The 16746-nt window shown below is 70.6% G+C and carries 16 protein-coding genes; 6 read left to right on the top strand and 10 right to left on the bottom strand.

The features are described from left to right. Positions 1-38 precede the first annotated feature (38 nt). The 6 genes from AC1DVI_RS08110 (at position 39) to AC1DVI_RS08085 (ending at position 8219) form a co-directional block, all read left to right on the top strand. Positions 39-1883, top strand: coding sequence for a glycoside hydrolase family 2 protein (locus AC1DVI_RS08110; RefSeq protein WP_476957510.1), 1845 nt, complete (start codon positions 39-41; stop codon positions 1881-1883). Between the two features lie 14 nt (positions 1884-1897). After that, the gene (locus tag AC1DVI_RS08105; RefSeq protein WP_476957509.1) at positions 1898-2890 is read left to right on the top strand and encodes a TRAP transporter substrate-binding protein; all 993 of its coding nucleotides are present in this window, start codon (positions 1898-1900) and stop codon (positions 2888-2890) included. 42 nt (positions 2891-2932) lie between these two features. Continuing rightward, entirely contained in the window at positions 2933-3442 is a 510-nt protein-coding gene (locus AC1DVI_RS08100) for a TRAP transporter small permease (RefSeq protein WP_476957508.1), read from the top strand. A gap of 31 nt (positions 3443-3473) precedes the next feature. Beyond that, positions 3474-4775: a TRAP transporter large permease gene (locus AC1DVI_RS08095; RefSeq protein ID WP_476957507.1), complete on the top strand. Its 1302-nt coding sequence runs from the start codon at positions 3474-3476 to the stop codon at positions 4773-4775. A gap of 82 nt (positions 4776-4857) precedes the next feature. After that, positions 4858-7236: a glycoside hydrolase family 31 protein gene (locus AC1DVI_RS08090; protein ID WP_476957506.1), complete on the top strand. Its 2379-nt coding sequence runs from the start codon at positions 4858-4860 to the stop codon at positions 7234-7236. A gap of 311 nt (positions 7237-7547) precedes the next feature. Beyond that, positions 7548-8219: a TerC family protein gene (locus tag AC1DVI_RS08085; RefSeq protein WP_476957505.1), complete on the top strand. Its 672-nt coding sequence runs from the start codon at positions 7548-7550 to the stop codon at positions 8217-8219. A gap of 104 nt (positions 8220-8323) precedes the next feature. On the opposite strand, the gene AC1DVI_RS08080 is transcribed toward AC1DVI_RS08085, so the two are convergent. Genes AC1DVI_RS08080 through AC1DVI_RS08035 form a run of 10 tightly spaced genes read right to left on the bottom strand, consistent with a single transcriptional unit; the run spans position 8324 to position 16694 of the window. Then, positions 8324-8671 (bottom strand): RidA family protein, encoded by a 348-nt coding sequence (locus AC1DVI_RS08080; RefSeq protein WP_035680290.1) that lies wholly within the window; start codon positions 8669-8671, stop codon positions 8324-8326. A 42-nt stretch (positions 8672-8713) separates the two neighbouring features. Then, a complete protein-coding gene (locus tag AC1DVI_RS08075; RefSeq protein ID WP_476957504.1) occupies positions 8714-9493 on the bottom strand; it encodes a transporter substrate-binding domain-containing protein in 780 nt (259 codons plus the stop codon). 36 nt (positions 9494-9529) lie between these two features. After that, positions 9530-9892 (bottom strand): RidA family protein, encoded by a 363-nt coding sequence (locus AC1DVI_RS08070; RefSeq protein WP_476957503.1) that lies wholly within the window; start codon positions 9890-9892, stop codon positions 9530-9532. A gap of 38 nt (positions 9893-9930) precedes the next feature. Then, complete coding sequence (locus AC1DVI_RS08065; RefSeq protein WP_476957502.1) at positions 9931-11058, bottom strand: NAD(P)/FAD-dependent oxidoreductase; 1128 nt, start codon at positions 11056-11058, stop codon at positions 9931-9933. A gap of 17 nt (positions 11059-11075) precedes the next feature. Then, positions 11076-12494 (bottom strand): FAD/NAD(P)-dependent oxidoreductase, encoded by a 1419-nt coding sequence (locus AC1DVI_RS08060; protein ID WP_476957501.1) that lies wholly within the window; start codon positions 12492-12494, stop codon positions 11076-11078. Beyond that, the gene (locus tag AC1DVI_RS08055) at positions 12491-12787 is read right to left on the bottom strand and encodes a (2Fe-2S)-binding protein (RefSeq protein ID WP_035681439.1); all 297 of its coding nucleotides are present in this window, start codon (positions 12785-12787) and stop codon (positions 12491-12493) included. Before AC1DVI_RS08055 ends, AC1DVI_RS08060 begins: the two co-directional genes overlap by 4 nt. Next, positions 12768-13901, bottom strand: coding sequence for an NAD(P)/FAD-dependent oxidoreductase (locus AC1DVI_RS08050; protein WP_476957500.1), 1134 nt, complete (start codon positions 13899-13901; stop codon positions 12768-12770). Before AC1DVI_RS08050 ends, AC1DVI_RS08055 begins: the two co-directional genes overlap by 20 nt. Positions 13902-13909: 8 nt before the next feature. Next, positions 13910-14710, bottom strand: a complete 801-nt coding sequence (locus AC1DVI_RS08045; RefSeq protein ID WP_476957499.1) for an ABC transporter permease — start codon at positions 14708-14710, stop codon at positions 13910-13912. Then, on the bottom strand, positions 14707-15654 hold the full coding sequence (locus AC1DVI_RS08040) for an ABC transporter permease (RefSeq protein WP_476957498.1): 948 nt from the start codon (positions 15652-15654) through the stop codon (positions 14707-14709). Before AC1DVI_RS08040 ends, AC1DVI_RS08045 begins: the two co-directional genes overlap by 4 nt. Then, entirely contained in the window at positions 15651-16694 is a 1044-nt protein-coding gene (locus tag AC1DVI_RS08035) for an ABC transporter ATP-binding protein (RefSeq protein ID WP_476957497.1), read from the bottom strand. Before AC1DVI_RS08035 ends, AC1DVI_RS08040 begins: the two co-directional genes overlap by 4 nt. Between the last annotated feature and the right edge of the window lie 52 nt (positions 16695-16746).

The following is a 16746-nucleotide window of genomic DNA, read 5'->3' as shown; positions in this document are numbered from 1 at the left end:
AAAGCGGGCGTGGAAAAAAGACGAGGGAGAGAACGCTCATGACAGCCGAAGGCGCCGACCGCGCCACGGTCGTTGACCCTTACGACCACCTCCATGACGAGAGCTACGCCGACGCCTTCGCCCGTGGGCGGGTGGGCGCCGCGTCCCTGGTGACCGTCGCCGGGCGCGCCGTTGAGTCGCTGGATGGCGATTGGCGATTCGCCATCGACCCCCATGACGAGGGGCTGCGCCAGACATGGTACGCCGACGAGCCGGCGCCGGCCTCGGAATGGACCGTCCCGCGCGATTACGACGACGGCGCGTGGCAGACCGCTCCGGTTCCCGCCTGCTGGAACATGCGGCACCCGGAATGGCGGCATTACGAGGGCGGCGCTTGGTACACGCGGACGCTGGAGCACAGGCCGGGCGAGGCCGATGAACGCACCGTCCTGCATGTCGGCGCCGCCGCCTACGAGGCCCGCGTCTTCCTGAACGGCCAATTCCTGGGGGCGCACCGCGGCGCTTCGACACCCTTCTGCGTCGAGCTGACCGGGCACCTGCGCCCCGGCCCGAACCGCCTCCAGATCCAGGTCGACAACGCGCGCCGGACCGACCGGGTGCCGATGCGCCACACCGACTGGTTCAACTACGGCGGCCTCTACCGCTCCGTCGCGCTGCTGCGGCTGCCCGCGCTGTTCATCCGGGACTTCGGCGTGGCGCTGGTGTCGGGCAGCGGCTTCCGCCGCGTCGCCGTGGACGTCACCCTGTCCGACCCGGTGGACGGCACGGCGACCGTCGCCATCGACGGGCTGCTGCCGCCCTCCCCTGTTCCCATCACCGCCGGACGCGGCCGGGTGGAGTTCGACCTCGCCCCGGAACTGTGGTCGCCGGACTCGCCGCGCCTCTACGGCGTCACCCTGCGCTTCGGCGCCGATTCCGTGGCCGACCGCGTCGGCTTCCGCGAGATCGCCGTGGCAGGGGAGCGCATCCTCCTCAACGGGCGCGACATCACCCTGCGCGGCGTTTCCGTCCATGAGGACGACCTTACGCTCGGCAAGACCAGTGAAGAGGCGGACATCCGCCGCCGGTTTGCCGACGCCAAGGCGCTGGGCTGCAATTTCCTCCGCCTCGCCCATTACCCGCACGACCCGCGCGCGGCGGCCATCGCCGACGAGGTCGGGCTGATGCTGTGGTCGGAGATTCCCGTCTACTGGGCCATCGACTTCGCCAACCCCGACACGTACGAGGACGCCGCGAACCAGCTCGCCGAGCTGATCGCCCGCGACCGCAATCGGGCCAGCACGATCCTGTGGGGCGTCGGCAACGAGAACGCCGACACCGACGCCCGCCTGTCCTTCATGGCGCGGCTGGCCGCGCTGGCCCGCCAGCTGGACCCGACGCGGCTGGTGACCGCGGCCTGCCTGATCGACCGCGAGCGGTTCGCCATCGCCGACCGGCTGGCCGACCATCTCGACGTGATCGGCCTCAACGAATATTTCGGCTGGTACGAGCCCTCCTTCGACGGGCTGCGCCGGCTGCTCGCCAACTCCGCCCCTGGAAAGCCGGTGATCATCTCCGAATTCGGCGCCGACGCGGTGGCGGGCCTGCGCGGCGGCCCGCGCGACCTCTTCACCGAGGACTGCCAGGAGGCGGTCTACCGCGAGCAGCTCGCCATCCTCGCCACCGCCCCCTATGTGCGCGGGATGACGCCCTGGGTCCTCTACGACTTCCGCACCGAGCGGCGGCAGACCGCCTTCCAGCGCGGCTGGAACCGCAAGGGGCTGATCGCCGAGGACAAGACCACACGCAAGCGCGCCTTCGCCGTCCTTGCGGCCCATTACCGGGCGATGGCCGACGCCGAGGCGCCCGCATCGCCGCACACCCAAACAGCCAAATCACGATAACCGGAGGAACCGTCATGTTCGCGTTGAACCGCCGCCACGCCGCCCTTCTCGCCGCCGCCGTCGCCGCCGTCATGGGCCTGACCCTCGCCGGGCCGGCCGCCGCCAAGACCACGCTGCGCCTCGGCCACGGGCTGGCCAAGGGCCACCCGGTGGACGTCTCGCTGGACGAGTTCGCCAAGCTGGTGCGCGAGCGCAGCAAGGGCGAGCTGGACATCAAGGTGTTCCCCGCCGGCCAGCTCGGCCAGCAGCGCGAACTGATCGAGCAGATGCAGAACGGCGCGCTCGACCTCGTGCACGCCAACGCCTCGCCGCTCGCCGCCTTCGAAGCGAGCTTCGGCGTCTACGACATGCCCTTCCTGTTCCGCGACAGCGACCATTTCTTCAAGGTGGTCGACGGCGCGGTGGGCGACGAGATCCTGGCCTCCAGCCGCGCCAAGGCCTTCGTCGGCCTCGCCTACTACGACAACGGCACGCGCAGCTTCTACGCCAACAAGCCGCTGGCCAAGCCGGAGGATTTGAAGGGCCTGAAGGTCCGCGTCCAGCCCGGCCCGATCGCCACCCGCATGATCAACCTGCTGGGCGCCACCGCCACCCCGCTGTCCTGGGGCGAGGTCTACACGGCCCTGCAGTCCGGCGTCGTCGACGGGGCGGAGAACAACGTGACCGCCCTGACGCTGGCCCGCCACGGCGAGGTGATGAAAGTCTACACCCGCGACGAGCACACCCGCGTGCCCGATGTGGTGCTGGTCGCCACCGCCACGCTGGACCGGCTGAAGCCGGAGCAGCAGGAGCTTCTGCGCCAGGCGGCCCGCGACAGCGCCAAGGCCCACAACGCCCGCTGGACGGCCGAACTGGAGAAGGCCGAGGGCGAGGCCGTGAAGATGGGCGTCACGTTCGTGGACGCCGACAAGGCGGCCTACCGTCAGGTGGTGCAGCCCATGTACGACGACCTGAAGGCCACCCCGGCGCTGGCCACGCTCGCCGACCGCATCCAGGCGGTCAAGTAAGACCCCGCCCCGCTCGCCGCGTCGAAACAGAGGAGCGCCCCCATGCTGGCCACCATCCACCGCACGCTCGACCGCCTCGTGCTCGCCATCACGATCCCGCTGACGGTCGCCATGCTGGGCTGCGTGGTGTGGCAGGTCGTCGCCCGCTACGCGCTCAACGTCTCGACGTCGGCGACGGACGAGATCGCCCGCTTTGCCTTCATCTGGGTCAGCCTGCTCGGCTCGGCCTATGTGCTGGGCAAGCGCGGCCACATCGCCATCACCGGGCTGGTGGATCTTCTGCCGGCCCGTCCGCGCGGCGGCGTCGAGATCGCCATCGCGGCGCTGGTCGCGCTGTTCACGGTGACGATCCTGTGCGGCGGCGGCTGGCTGCTGGTGGACAAGGCGCGCACGCTCGGCCAGGTCACGCCGGCGCTCCAGCTGCCGATGTGGGGGGTCTACGCCGTGATCCCGCTCTCCGGTGTGCTGACCCTGATCTACATGGTCATCGCCCTGCTGGAGAGCCTGCGCGAAGGGCCGGGCGTGACCAGCCACGCCGTCTCGCTCGACTGACGCCCACCCCTTCCGTCGCGGGAACGCAGCCATGGACTTCTCCCCCGCCCTCGTCCTCAGCGCCGCCTTCGTCGCCCTTCTGGCCTTCGGCGTGCCCATCTCCTACGCGACCGGGCTCGCCTCGATCACGGCGCTGCTGACCATCATGCCGCCGCTGCCGGCGATCTCGGTGACGGCGCAGCGCATCGCCACCGGCCTGGACAGCTTCGCGCTGCTGGCGATCCCCTTCTTCTTCATGGCCGGGTCGATCATGAACCGCGGCGGCATCGCCCGCCGCCTGATCGACTGCGCCAAGGTCTTCGTCGGCTGGATGCCCGGACCGCTGGCGCAGATCACCATCCTCGCCAACATGATGTTCGGCTGCGTGTCGGGGTCGGCGGTGGCCGCCGCCTCGGCCATCGGCGGCACCATGCAGCCGGCCATGGACAAGGCCGGCTACGACCGCAGCTACACCGCGGCGGTCAACATCTCCTCCTGCATCACCGGTCTTCTGATCCCGCCGTCGGGCGCCTTCATCGTCTATTCGCTGGTGTCGGGCGGCACCTCCATCGCGGCGCTGTTCGTGGCCGGCTATCTGCCGGGCATCCTGCTCGGCCTGTCGGTGATGATCCCGGCCTGGATCATGGCGAAGAGGCGCGGCTACGCCCGCCTGCCGTCCCCCACCCTGTCCCAGTCCTCGCGCGCGCTGCTGTCCGCCCTGCCCAGCCTGGGTCTGATCATCGTGGTGATCGGCGGCATCGTCGGCGGCGTGTTCACCGCGACCGAGGGATCGGCCATCGCCGTCGTCTATGCGCTCGCCCTGGCGCTCGCCTACCGGGAGCTGTCGATGGACGACATCATGCAGATCCTGGTGGACACCATCGTCGCGACGGCGGTGGTCGCGCTGATGGTCGGTACCTCCATGGCGATGGCCTACGTGATGTCGCTGGCCGAGATTCCGCAGATCATCGGCGACTGGGTGCAGTCGGTGTCCGGCAACTGGATCGTCGCGCTGCTGCTGGTCAACGTCGTGTTGCTGCTGATGGGCACCTTCCTGGACATCACGCCGGGCATTCTGATCTTCACGCCCATCTTCCTGCCGGTGCTGGTGGAGCTGGGGGTGGACCCGGTGCATTTCGGGGTGATCCTGGTGTTCAACCTGTCGCTCGGCATCGTCTCGCCGCCGACCGGCAGCGCCCTGTTCATCGGCTGCGCCGTGGCGCGCGTGTCGATCGAGCAGGTGATCCGGCCGCTGATCCCCCTCTTCGCCTGGAGCACGGCGGCGCTGCTGGTGGTCACCTACGTCCCCGGCCTGTCGCTCTGGCTGCCCAGCCTCTTCGGCCTCATCAAGTAAGCGGGACGCAAAGCCGGGTCCCGCCCCCGGGAGCCGGCTCCCCACAAACCTCAGGTCTCATGACGTCAGGAGTTCACGCGCCATGCGCACGCTGACCGGCGCCACCCTTGCCGCATCCGCCCCGTCCCGCGACGGGGCGCAAGCCGGCCCCCAGGGGATCGCCTTCGACCTCGACCGCGGCTACCGCCTGACCCTGTTCCCGCTGGGACCCGCGCTGGCGCGCGTCCTCATCGAACGGCCAGCCGGGCTGCGCACCCCGCGCACCTGGTCGCTGGCACCCGAGTTGTCGGGCCAGACCGACCCCGCGCTGGCCGACCCCATCGACGGGCGCGACCGCCGCGACCTGACCGGCTTTCCCGGCACGCCGGCGGCGGTCGAGGAAGGCGCCGACAGCGTCACCGTCACCACCCCCGGCTGGCGCGTCGTGGTCCAGCGCGCGCCCCTGGCGCTGCGCTGGTACGAGCCGGCGGCGGAGGGCGACGGCTGGCGCCTCGTCCTGGCCGACCGGCCGACCCAGCCCTACCTGTTCGACGACCGCTCCCCCCGCTTCGCCCACCATCTGGTCAGCCACGCCGGCGAGCGCTACCACGGCTTCGGCGACAAGAGCGGCGGCACCGACAAGCGCGGCCGGCGCCTCGCCATGGGGACGACCGACGCGCTCGGTTACGACGCGGAGACCAGCGACCCGCTCTACAAGCACATCCCCTTCTGCCTCAGCGTGCGTCCGGAGCGCGGCGGGGCGGCGGTGGGCGTCTTCTACGACAACCTGTCGCGCGGCCTCTTCGACCTCGGCCAGACCATCGACGCCTACCACGGCGACTTCATCCGCTTCGAGGCGTCGGATGGTGATCTCGACTGCTACGTCCTGTTCGGCCCGAGCGTTCCGCAGGTCGTGGCGAACTTCACCGCCCTGACCGGCCGCACCTCCTTCCGACCGCGCTGGGCGATCAGCTATTCCGGCTCGACCATGCAGTACACCGACGCGCCGGACGCCGGGGTGCGGCTGCTGGGATTCCTCGACGCGCTGAAGCAGCACGGCCTGCCCTGCGGCTCGTTCCAGATGTCGTCCGGCTACACGATGATCGGCGACAAGCGCTACGTCTTCCACTGGAACCGCGACAAGTTCCCCGAGCCGGAGGCGGTGACCGCCAAGTTCGCCGAGGCCGGCGTCCATCTCGTCGCCAACATCAAGCCGGCGCTGCTCAACGACCATCCGAAATTCGCGGAGGTCCAGGGCTTCGGCGGTTTCGTGCGCGACAGCGACGCCCCGGACACCCCGCAGATCACCCAGTTCTGGGGCGGCGACGGCGCCTATCTCGACTTCACCAACCCGGCGACCACGCGCTGGTGGATGGCGAACGTCACGAAGGAGCTGCTGGAGCGCGGCATCGGCTCGACCTGGAACGACAACAACGAGTTCGAGATCTGGGACGACGCGGCGGTCTGCGACGTCAACGGCCATGGCGGCACGATGGCGACGCTGCGCCCGGTGCAGACGCACCTGATGATCCGCGCCTCGCATCTGGCCCAGGTGGCCCACGCGCCGGACAAGCGCCCCTACCTGATCTCGCGCTCCGGCGGGCCGGGCCTCCAGCGCTATGTGCAGACCTGGTCGGGCGACAACCGGACGAGCTGGAAGACGCTGCGCTGGAACCTGCGCATGGGGCACGGATTCAGCCTGTCGGGCCTGTTCGACTACGGCCACGACGTGGGCGGCTTCGCCGGTCCCCGGCCGGAGCCGGAACTGCTGATGCGTTGGATCGAGCAGGCGGTGTGGTGGCCGCGCTTCACCATCCATTCCTGGAACGACGACGGCAGCGTCACCGAGCCCTGGACCTACCCGGAGCTGCTGCCCCAGGTGAAGGCCGCGCTGGACTGGCGCGAGCGGCTGGTGCCGCTGCTCTACACGCTGCTGTGGCGGGCGCACCGCGACCACGACCCGGTGATGCGGCCGCTGTTCTACGATTTCCCCGACCAGCCCGAGGCCTACGGGGAGGAGGACAGCACCATGGTCGGCGACCGGCTGCTGGTCGCCCCGGTCCTCGACCCCGGCCGGACGGAGCTGGAGGTCTGGCTGCCGGCGGTGCCCGGCGGCTGGTACGACCTGCGCGACGGCCGGCGTTACGACGGCGGCGGGCGCGTCACCGTGGCGGCGCCGCTGGGCGTGGCCCCGGCCTTCGTCCGGGCCGGCACGCTGCTGCCGCTCGGCCCTGCCCCCTCCTGGGCGGAAGGCCCGCTGACCGTCCGCTGCTTCCCCGGCCCGGAGGGCTACGCCCCGCTGACCCTGTTCGACGACGACGGGGAGAGCGTGTGCCGCGACGAGTCCATCTGCCTGCTGACCATCAGCGGCACGGACGCGGCCTCTCTGTCGGTGAGCCGCAGCGGCGGCCGGGCGCCGCGCTGGACGTCCTTGTCCATCGAGACGGCGGACGGCACGCCGGTCGGCACGCTGCCTCTTTGACGGGGCCGCTCTGAGCGAAACGGCACGCCCGCACCCAAGGCCGCGACGTCCGGGGCGTGGGCGTGCCGCCCTCACCCCATACACAATCGCATGGCCGCCCCGGCGAAACCGAAGTTGTGGTGCCGGGAGTGTTGGTATAAAGACCGGCTTACCAGGCCGGGCCCCTCTGACAGTTCCCTGAACTGTGATGTCGGACTGGAGACATTCAGAGTGGCCCCCGCCCGCCCGCCCCTGCCGGCAGCGTTTCTGCCCTGTGCCTGGTCCCGCCCGTGGGTGCTGCTCTCTTGCCCTATGCTAGAGGAAGGCACCGCATGACCGATCTGTTCACAGCCGACGCGCTCGCCGCGCTGCTCCAAGTCATCGCCATCGACCTCGTTCTGGCCGGCGACAACGCCATCGTGGTCGGCATGGCCGCCGCGGCGGTGCCGCTGGCCCAGCGCCGCAAGGTCATCTTCTGGGGAATCGCCGCCGCCATGGGGCTGCGCGTGTTCTTCGCCCTGATCACCACCCAGCTCCTCGCCATCATAGGCCTGACCCTGGCGGGCGGCGTCCTGCTGCTGTGGGTGTGCTGGAAGATGTACCGCGAGCTGCGCAGCCACGGCGCGGACGAGATCGCCCCCGACGAGGCGATGGACGCGCCCGACCCCTCGGGCACCGTCACCGCCGGGATGGCGGGCAACGCCGCCGTCGCGGCGGCCGGAGCGACCACCTTCGGCGCGGCGATCTGGCAGATCGTGGTGGCGGACGTGTCGATGTCGCTCGACAACGTGCTGGCGGTGGCCGGCGCCGCCAAGGAACACCCGACCATCCTGGTGATCGGTCTGGTCCTGTCGGTCGTTCTGATGGGCGCCGCCGCCAACATGATCGCGCATGTCCTGCACAAGCACCGTTGGATCGGCTGGGTCGGCCTCGCCATCATCTCCTACGTCGCGCTCGACATGATCTGGCGCGGCAGCAACGAAGTCCTCCGCCACATGGCGTGAGGACATGGCGTGAGGCCGGCCGCCGATCACGGCCGGGCTCGTTGACCGGGGGCGCCCGCCGCACCATGACGGTGCCGGGCGCCCCCGTTCGTTTCAGGGTGTGGTTAGACCGCGGCGGTGACCACGACCTCGATCAGGATCGACGGGTCGCCCAGGTCGGCGACGCCGATGGTGGCGCGGGCCGGCAGGTCGTCGCCGTTCAGCCACTCCAGCCACGCGGCGTTCATGCCGTCCTTGGCTTTCATGTCGGTGATGAAGAGCTGGGCGGACAGCAGCTTCGTCTTGTCCGTCCCAGCCATGGCGAGCACGGCGTCCAGCTTCTTGCAGATCTGGGCGGTCTGCTCCTGCATGCCGACGCTGACGTCGTCGGCAATGATGCCGCCGAGGAAGGCGATGCCGTTGCTGACGACGACGCGGTGCATGATCTTGGTCTTCTCAACGCGCTTGATCACGAGAACTCTCCCGGTTTTGGTTGGTATCGGTGGGGTTGTTGGTCAGGGGGTGACGGTGAAGTCGACGTATTTGGCGGCGATGCGGGCCAGCGTGCCGTCCTGCACGACCGACGCGATGGCCGCGTCGAAGGCGGCCTTGAGGTCCGCGTCCTCCTTGCGCAGGCCGACGCCCACGCCGGGGCCGAACACCTCGGCGTCGACCAGCGGCTTGCCGACGAGCTGGAGCGACTTCGAGGCGTCGGCCTTCACCCAGTCGGACGCGGTGGCTCCGGTGGTGATGGCGGCGTCGATGCGCCCGCTCTTCAGGTCGGCCAGCAGGTTCGACGCGGTGTCGTAGTTCTTCAGTGAGACGGTCTTGCCGAAGTGCTTCTCGACGTAGCGGTAATGGGTGGTCGAGGTCTGGGCGCCGACCGACTTGCCGGCCAGGGTGGCCTCGGTTCCGTCGATGCCGCCGCCGGTGGCCGCCACGAAATAGGCGGGCACGACCATGTAGGGGACGGAGAAGGCGATGGCCTTCGCGCGCTCCGGCGTGATGTTCATGGTCGCCATGATCGCGTCGTAGCGGCGCGACAGCAGGCCGGGGATGATGCCGTCCCAATCCTGGGCGACCAGGGTGCAGCGCCGCTTCATGCGCTCGCACAGCGCGTTGGCCAGTTCCACCTCCAGCCCGCCGAGCGTGCCGTCGGGGGCGGTCATGTTGAAGGGCGGGTAGGCGCCCTCCGTCGCGATGCGCAGGGGTGGACCGTCGGCCCGCGCTTCCGAGGGGACGGCCGCCGCGAGGGCGCACAGGCTCATCGCCAGCCCGAGGGCCAGACGTTTCATGGGTGAACTCCGGATTTGAAAGTCAATGAGAGCTGCTCAGAGGGCCGCGATCACCTGGATCTCGACCAGCAGGTCGGGGTCGGCGAGCTTGGCCTCGACGGTCGCGCGGGCCGGGGCGTTGGGGCGGTCCACCCAGGCGTCCCAGGCCGCGTTCATCGCCGCAAAGCCGGCCATGTCGGCGAGATAGACGGTGGCGGTGAGCAGCCGGCTCTTGTCCGTGCCGGCGCGCTCCAGCAGGACGTCGATCTGGCGCAGCACGTCGCGGGTCTGCGCCGTCACGTCGTGGGTCACGCCGCCCATGGCCTCGAAATCGGCGATCTGGCCGCACAGATGGACGGTGCTGTTATGAACGACCATCTCGCTCATCCGCGGGCCGCAATCGAAACGCTGAATCGTCAAAACACGGGTCTCCTGAAAAGGCCGCTCCGCCGGAGCGGTCACGCGGCGGCCGCCGTGTGGCGGAATCGCTGGATGCGGAAGGCGTCGATGGGCAGGTCGCTCGCCCCGCGGGTGATCAGGTCGGCGGTGATCCGCCCGACGATGGGGCCGAGCTGGAAGCCGTGGGCGGAGAAGCCGAAGGCGTGGAACACCCCCTCCTCCGTTCCGCTGGGGCCGATCACCGGGATGTCGTCGGGCATCCGCGCCTCGATCCCCGCCCAGGCGCGGACGATGGTGGCGCTGCGCATGATCGGGAACAGGTCCCACACCGTGCGGGCGTTGGTGGTGACGTTGGCGAAGTCCAGGTCCGTCCGGTTCTCGTCGCGGTAGGCGCGGCCCAGCAGCCCGCCGCCGATCAGCACCGTCCCGTTGGGGAACTGCTTGAAGGACAGGGTGCGGCCCGTCGCCCCGACCACCGGCTTGAGGAAGGGCGGCACGCGGGCGGTGATCATCAGCATGGGCGCGATCACCTCCAGCGGCACCGGCTCGCCGAGCTGGGCGGCCAGTCGGTCGGCCCAGGCCCCGGCGCAGTTGACCAGGACCGGCGCCTCATGCGCAACGCCGTCCGCCGTCTCCACGCGCCAGTTCCGGCCCGAGCGGGCGACCCGCGCCACCGCCGCCCCCTCGTGGAAGCGGGCGCCAAGGCTCTCCGCCTTGCGCTTGAAGGCGAAGGTCGTGCGGTAGGGGATGGCCGCCCCGTCGCGGCGCGACACCAGCGCGCCGAGGCAATGCTCCGCGATGGACGGGACGAGGCGGCGCAGCTCCGCCTGATCCACCACCTCCTCGTGCGTGAAGCCGAGTGCCGTGAGCTGGGCCGCCCGCTCCCGGCAGGAGTCCAGTTCCGCCTCGGTCTCCGCGACCTTGATCTGGCCGTGGCTTTCGAAGCCGCAGTCGTCGTCCACAAGGTCGCGGATGCCGTGCCACAGCGCCATCGAGGCGACGGACAGCGGCACCTCCGCGGCATGGCGGCCGAGCTGGCGCACCCCGCCGGCGTTCACGCCGGAGGCGTGGCGGCCGATGTGGTCCTTCTCCAGCACCAGCGCCCGGACCCCGCGCATGGCGAGGTGCAGCGCGGTGGAGCAGCCGTGCAGGCCGCCCCCGACGACGATGACGTCCGGCTCCGACATGGCGTCCCCCTGCCCCGTCAGTGGTGCATCACGGCGGCCACCTCGTCCTCGGCCTTGGGCAGCGAGGCGAGTTCGGCCAGCGTGATCGGCTTTACCGGCGGGCGCAGCCGGTAGTAGCCGACCTCCGCCGGGGAGACGCCGCGGGCGTCGGCGATGACCTCGACCACGGTCGGGCCGCACAGCCGGCCCTGGCACGGCCCCATGCCGCAGCGCAGGAAGGACTTGGTCTGGTTCGGCCCGCTGACGCCCAACTTCACGGCGTCGCGCACCTGCCCCGCCGTCACCTCCTCGCAGCGGCAGACGATGGTGTCGTCGGCGGGGACGCGGAACTCCTGGCCCGGCCGGTACAGCGCGTCGAGGAAGTCGCGGCCGCGCAGCGCCCGGTCCAGCGCCTCGCGGTGCGGGGCGGCGTCGCGGTCGCGGGTGGCGCGGTCGATGGCGCCCAGCCGGTGCAGGGCGTCCAGCGCCGTCAGCCGGCCGCGGTGCTCCGCCGCCAGCGCGCCGCCGATGCCGGCCCCGTCGCCGGCGATGGAGACCCCCGCCACCGACGTGGCGCCCCAGCCGTCGACGTCCGGCGCCCAGCAGCGCTGCGCCTCGTCCCAGGACTGGGCGCAGCCGGTGGCGTTGGCGAGGTTGATGTTGGGGATCACGCCGTGATGCAGCAGGAGGGTGTCGGCCGGAAGGCGCTGCTCGGCGCCGTTCCCCTGGCGGTAGACGACCGACTGCACGCGCCCGTCGCCCTCGGCGCGCAGGGCGGAGACGTTGCCGATCACCTTGACCTTGCGCCGGACCTCCAGCAGCAGCTTCAGCCCCTTGCCGACATAGCCGGAGCGGGCGAAGGCCGAGAGGTGCGGCATGGCCTGCCGCCAGTTCTCCCGCGGGGTGGTGTCGAGGATCGCGTCGATGCGCGCGCCGGCCCGCAGATACTGCCAGGCGAGCAGCCAGAGCAGCGGCCCGGTGCCGGCCATGACCACACCGCCCGAGGCGACGAGGCCGGAGGTCTTCAGCAGGATCTGCGCCGCCCCCGCCCCCATCACGCCGGGCAGCGTCCAGCCGGGGACCGGGAAGGGCCGCTCCAGCGCGCCGGTCGCCAGGATGACGTGCCGCGCCGGCAGGATTCGCGCCGCACCATCGCGCGACAGGCCGATGTCGAGCGTGCGCGAGACGCTCCACACCGCGGTGCCGGGCAGATAGTCGGCGCCGCTGTCGCGGAACGGCCCGACCAGATCGGCGCCGTGCCAGTAGTCGGTCCCAAGCACGCTGGGATTCTTCACCGGCGAGCGGGTGATGGCGCGGTAGATCTGGCCGCCGGGGGCCGCCTGCTCGTCGAGCAGGACGGTGGACAGGCCGCGCTTGGCGGCCAGCGTGGCGGCGGCGAGGCCGGCCGGGCCGGCGCCGATCACCGCCAGATCGTAACGAGGCTTCAGGTCGGTCACCGGTCGATCTCCCGCTTGCCGTTCTGGGTCTCCACCCGCATGCCGGGACGGACGCGGATCTGGCAGCCCTGCTGGTTGCCGGTGCCGTCGATGGTCACCAGACAGTCGAAGCACACGCCCATCATGCAGTAGGGGCCGCGCGGGGCGCCGGAGACCGGGGTGGTCCGGCAGGCGCCGACCCCGTTGGCGATCAGGGCGGCGGCGACGCTGTCGCCGGACAGCGCCTCCGCCGGGCGGCCGTCGATGGTGAAGGAGACGCGCTCTCCGCCCGCGTCAGGCAACCGCTGGAACATGGAACCTCCGGGCGCTGAAGGCCGAAAACTCGTCGGGCAGGCGGCCGGCGGCGATGTGCGGCGCCAGCGCCAAAGCGTGGTTGGCGGCGAGCGTCACGCCGCTGTGGCAGGTGGCGACGAAGGCGCCGGGCATGGTGGTGGACTGCTCGTAGATCGGGAAGCCGTCCGGGGTCAGCACGCGCAGCGCCGCCCAGGTCCGCACCACGTTCAGCTTGCCGAGCAGCGGGAAGATGCGAAGCGCGCGGTCGGCGATGGTCGAGGTGACGCCGTTGCGCACCGTGGTGTCGAGCCCGGCATCCTCGAAACTGTCGCCGATCATCACCCCGCCCTCGTCGGTCTGGCGGATGAAGCCGACCGGAAATTTCAGGAAGGGGGCGGTCTTCTCCGTCACGATGATGTGCCCGCGCTCCGGCCGCACCGGGGCGTCCAGCCCGACCATGGGGGCCAGCCGGCGCGCGTCGTGCCCGGCGGCGATGACCACCTTGCCCGACCGCAACTCGTCCCCCGAGGCGGTGACCATGCGGAATCCGCCGTCGCGCGGCTCGATCCGCTCCACCCGGTGGTGCGGCCGGTAGGAGACCCCGGAGAGGCTCATCCCGCTGTGCAGCGCGCGCAGCAGCTTCAGCGAGTTGCAATGGCCGTCGAGCGGGCAGTAGCTGGCCCCGACCACGTCCTTGCCGATGAAGGGCATCTCCTTCGCCACGGCGGCGCGGTCCATCATCTCGTAGTCGTAGCGGACGACGTTCGGCTGGTTGTGCAGGCGGCGGAGCTGGCCGGCGCGCCGCTCCATGTCCTCCTCCGACAGCAGGGGCAGAAAGCCGCCCGGCCGGCGGTAGCACACGTCGATGCCGGTCTGCTCCTGAAGCCGCTCGGCGAAGCCGGTCCAGGTGTCGGAGGACATCTTGGTCCAGCCGGCGTATTCCGGCAGCCCCAGCCCCTTGCCCTGCACCCAGACCAGGGCGAAGTTGCCGCGCGACGGGCGGACGGCGACGTCCCCCTCGTCGAGGACGGCGACCGTCTGCCCCTGCTGGGCGAGGCCCCAGGCGATGGCCGACCCGACCAGCCCGCCGCCGATCACGGCGACGTCGCAGTCGGACCTCGTTCTCTCGGTCATGGTGACGCTCACTCCTGTCCGCGGCCGACCAGCAGCCGCTCAAGCCCGTAGAGCCGGTCGAGCACCAGCATCGCCGCCACCGTCATGAAGATCAGCGAGGCGGAGATCGCGGCGACCAGCGGGTCGATGTTGTCCTGGATGTAGAGGAAGAGCCGCACCGGCAGCGTCGTCGTCTCGGGCGAGGCGATGAAGACGGTCATCGTCACCTCGTCGAAGCTGTTGATGAAAGCCAGCACCCAGCCGCTCGCCACGCCCGGCAGGATCAGCGGCAGGGTCACCCGCCGGAAGGTCGTCCAGGAGGTGGCGCCGAGCGAGGCCGCGGCGTTCTCGATCGAGCGGTCCATGCCGGTGGAGGCCGCCAGGATCAGCCGCAGCGCGAAGGGCAGGATGATGACCACATGGCTCAGCACCAGCCCGGCGAAGGTCCCGCCCAGCCCGATCTGCGTGAAGAAGCGCAGGAAGGCGATGCCCAGCACAATGTGCGGCACCATCAGCGGCGACAGGAACAGCGCCGTGATCGCCTCGCGTCCCCGGAACTGGTGGCGGGCGATGGCCAGCGCCGCCGGGACCGAGAAGGCCACCGCGATGGTGGAGCTGACCGCCCCCAGCAGCAGGCTGTCGCGGAAGGCCCGCGCGAATTCCGGGTTGTCGCCGATGGCCTTGAACCAGCGCAGCGACAGGCCCTCGGTCGGCAGCGACAGATAGCCCTGCGAGGTGAAGGCGACCACGCAGACCACCAGGATCGGCGCCAGCAGGAAGGCCAGGAACAGCGTGTGGAAGACCAGGGCGACGGGGCCGTTGCGGTTCATTCGAACACCTGCTTGTAGCGACGTTCGACCAGCCGGTTGCAGCCGACGATGATCACGATGTTGGCGAGCAGCAGAAGCATCGCGATGGCGGCGCCCAGCGGCCAGTTCAGCGTGTTCAGGAACTCGTCGTAGGCCAGCGTCGCCGCCACCTTCAGCCGCCGCCCGCCGATGATCGCCGGGGTGGCGAAGGCGCTGGCGGCCAGCGCGAAGACGATGATCGAGCCTGACAGGATGCCCGGCACCACCTGCGGCAGCACCACCCGGCGCAGCACCGTAAAGGGCTTGGCCCCCAGCGACAGCGCGGCGTTCTCGACCTGCGGGTCCAGCCGTTGCAGCGACGCCCAGACCGACAGCACCATGAAGGGCACCAGCACGTGGGTCAGCGCGATGATGACGCCGGTCTCCGTGTACATGAACTCGATCGGCGTCGCGATCAGCCCGACCGCCATCAGCGCCGTGTTGATGATGCCGGTGGAGCCGAACAGCAGCGCCCAGCCGAGCGTGCGCGACACCACCGAGATCAGCAGCGGTCCCAGCACGACCAGCAGGCACAGGCCGCGCCAGGGCGACCGCATGCGCCGCAGGATGTAGGCCTCCGGCGCGCCGAGGACGGCGCAGAGCAGGGTCACCACCACGGCGATGCGGAAGGTGCGCAGGAAGATCTCGTGGAAATAGTCGTCGGTGACGATGTCGATGTAGTTGCCGAGCTGCCAGACGTCCTCGATGCCCGTGTAGAATCCGAAGCTGTTCAGCGACAGCAGCCCGGTCATGACCAGCGGCACCAGCAGCAGCACGGCGAACAGCGCCAGCGCCGGCAGGCTGAGCAGGTAGGGCGCCAGCGGGCGCCGTTCCGGCCGGTCCGGCGGGGCATCGGTCGCCGTGTCCGTGCCCGGGGAGTCGATCAAGGATTTGCCCAGGGATTTGTGAGCGTCCACGGCGGTCATGCCTCACCCGCCATCACGCGCATGTCCTCCGCCCGCCAGCCGAGCATGACCGGCTCGTTCTCCGCCGGCAGGGTCTGGCCGTCGTGCTGGCGGATCACCGTCAGGTCGCCGGCCTCCGTGCGGATTTCGAACAGCCATTGGGTGCCCTGGAAGACCCGCGCCCGGACGTGGCCCGGCACGCCGGCGCCGTCCACGAAGCGGACCTTCTCCGGCCGCACGGTCAGCAGGCCGGGGCCGTCCGGCACCTCCGCCGCGACGGGCCACGCCGTTCCCGCTACGTCGATGCGCCGCCCGCCGCCGTCCCGGCGCACCATGCCCTGGAGCAGGTTGGTGCGGCCGAGGAAGTTGGCCACGAAGGCGCTGGCCGGGTTGTCGTAGGCGTCCTGCGGGGCGTCGACCTGCTCGACCCGGCCCTTGTTCATGATGACCACCCGGTCGGACAGGGCCATCGCCTCCGCCTGGTCGTGGGTGACGAGGATCATGGTGGTGCCGACGCTGCGCTGGATGCGCCGCAGCTCGATCTGCATCTCCTCGCGCATCTTGGCGTCGAGGTTCGACAGCGGCTCGTCGAGCAGCAGCAGGCTCGGCTTGATGACCATGGCGCGGGCCAGGGCCACGCGCTGCTGCTGGCCGCCGGACATGCGCCGCGGGTAGCGGTCGCCGAAGGCTCCCAGCCCGACGAGCTGGAGCGCGTCGCGCACCATGCGGTCGCGGTCGGCGCGCGGGATGCCGCGCATCTCCAGCCCGAAGGCGACGTTCTCGGCCGCCGTCATGTGGGGGAACAGGGCGTAGCTCTGGAAGACGATGCCGAGCCCGCGCTCGTTGGGCTTCTTGGCCAGCAGGTCGGCGCCGTCCAGCGTGACGCGCCCGGCGCTGGGGTCGAGGAAGCCGGCGATCATCTGGAGCGTCGTGGTCTTGCCGCAGCCCGACGGGCCGAGCAGCGAGACCAGCTCCCCCTTCTCCACCGTCAGTGACAGGTTGTCGACGGCGACCCAGGGGCCGAACCGCTTGGTCAGCCGATCAAGGACAAGGTAAGGCATGGCGTCGTCTCCCACCAAGGAGCCTGGAAAATCCCGGCCCACCGTTGACGCG

The organism is Azospirillum sp. P4_B5 (assembly GCF_056402275.1).
Note: the sequence above shows the minus strand (reverse complement) of the source record. Positions and strands in the feature narration are given on the sequence as shown.

What these genes read in the sequence shown, in the direction of transcription:
- AC1DVI_RS08110 (WP_476957510.1), top strand. Translation starts at nt 39, where the DNA reads ATGACAGCCGAAGGCGCCGACCGCGCCACGGTCGTTGACCCTTACGAC.
- AC1DVI_RS08105 (WP_476957509.1), top strand. Translation starts at nt 1,898, where the DNA reads ATGTTCGCGTTGAACCGCCGCCACGCCGCCCTTCTCGCCGCCGCCGTC.
- AC1DVI_RS08100 (WP_476957508.1), top strand. Translation starts at nt 2,933, where the DNA reads ATGCTGGCCACCATCCACCGCACGCTCGACCGCCTCGTGCTCGCCATC.
- AC1DVI_RS08095 (WP_476957507.1), top strand. Translation starts at nt 3,474, where the DNA reads ATGGACTTCTCCCCCGCCCTCGTCCTCAGCGCCGCCTTCGTCGCCCTT.
- AC1DVI_RS08090 (WP_476957506.1), top strand. Translation starts at nt 4,858, where the DNA reads ATGCGCACGCTGACCGGCGCCACCCTTGCCGCATCCGCCCCGTCCCGC.
- AC1DVI_RS08085 (WP_476957505.1), top strand. Translation starts at nt 7,548, where the DNA reads ATGACCGATCTGTTCACAGCCGACGCGCTCGCCGCGCTGCTCCAAGTC.
- AC1DVI_RS08075 (WP_476957504.1), bottom strand. Translation starts at nt 9,493, where the DNA reads ATGAAACGTCTGGCCCTCGGGCTGGCGATGAGCCTGTGCGCCCTCGCG.
- AC1DVI_RS08065 (WP_476957502.1), bottom strand. Translation starts at nt 11,058, where the DNA reads ATGTCGGAGCCGGACGTCATCGTCGTCGGGGGCGGCCTGCACGGCTGC.
- AC1DVI_RS08055 (WP_035681439.1), bottom strand. Translation starts at nt 12,787, where the DNA reads ATGTTCCAGCGGTTGCCTGACGCGGGCGGAGAGCGCGTCTCCTTCACC.
- AC1DVI_RS08050 (WP_476957500.1), bottom strand. Translation starts at nt 13,901, where the DNA reads ATGACCGAGAGAACGAGGTCCGACTGCGACGTCGCCGTGATCGGCGGC.
- AC1DVI_RS08045 (WP_476957499.1), bottom strand. Translation starts at nt 14,710, where the DNA reads ATGAACCGCAACGGCCCCGTCGCCCTGGTCTTCCACACGCTGTTCCTG.
- AC1DVI_RS08040 (WP_476957498.1), bottom strand. Translation starts at nt 15,654, where the DNA reads ATGACCGCCGTGGACGCTCACAAATCCCTGGGCAAATCCTTGATCGAC.
- AC1DVI_RS08035 (WP_476957497.1), bottom strand. Translation starts at nt 16,694, where the DNA reads ATGCCTTACCTTGTCCTTGATCGGCTGACCAAGCGGTTCGGCCCCTGG.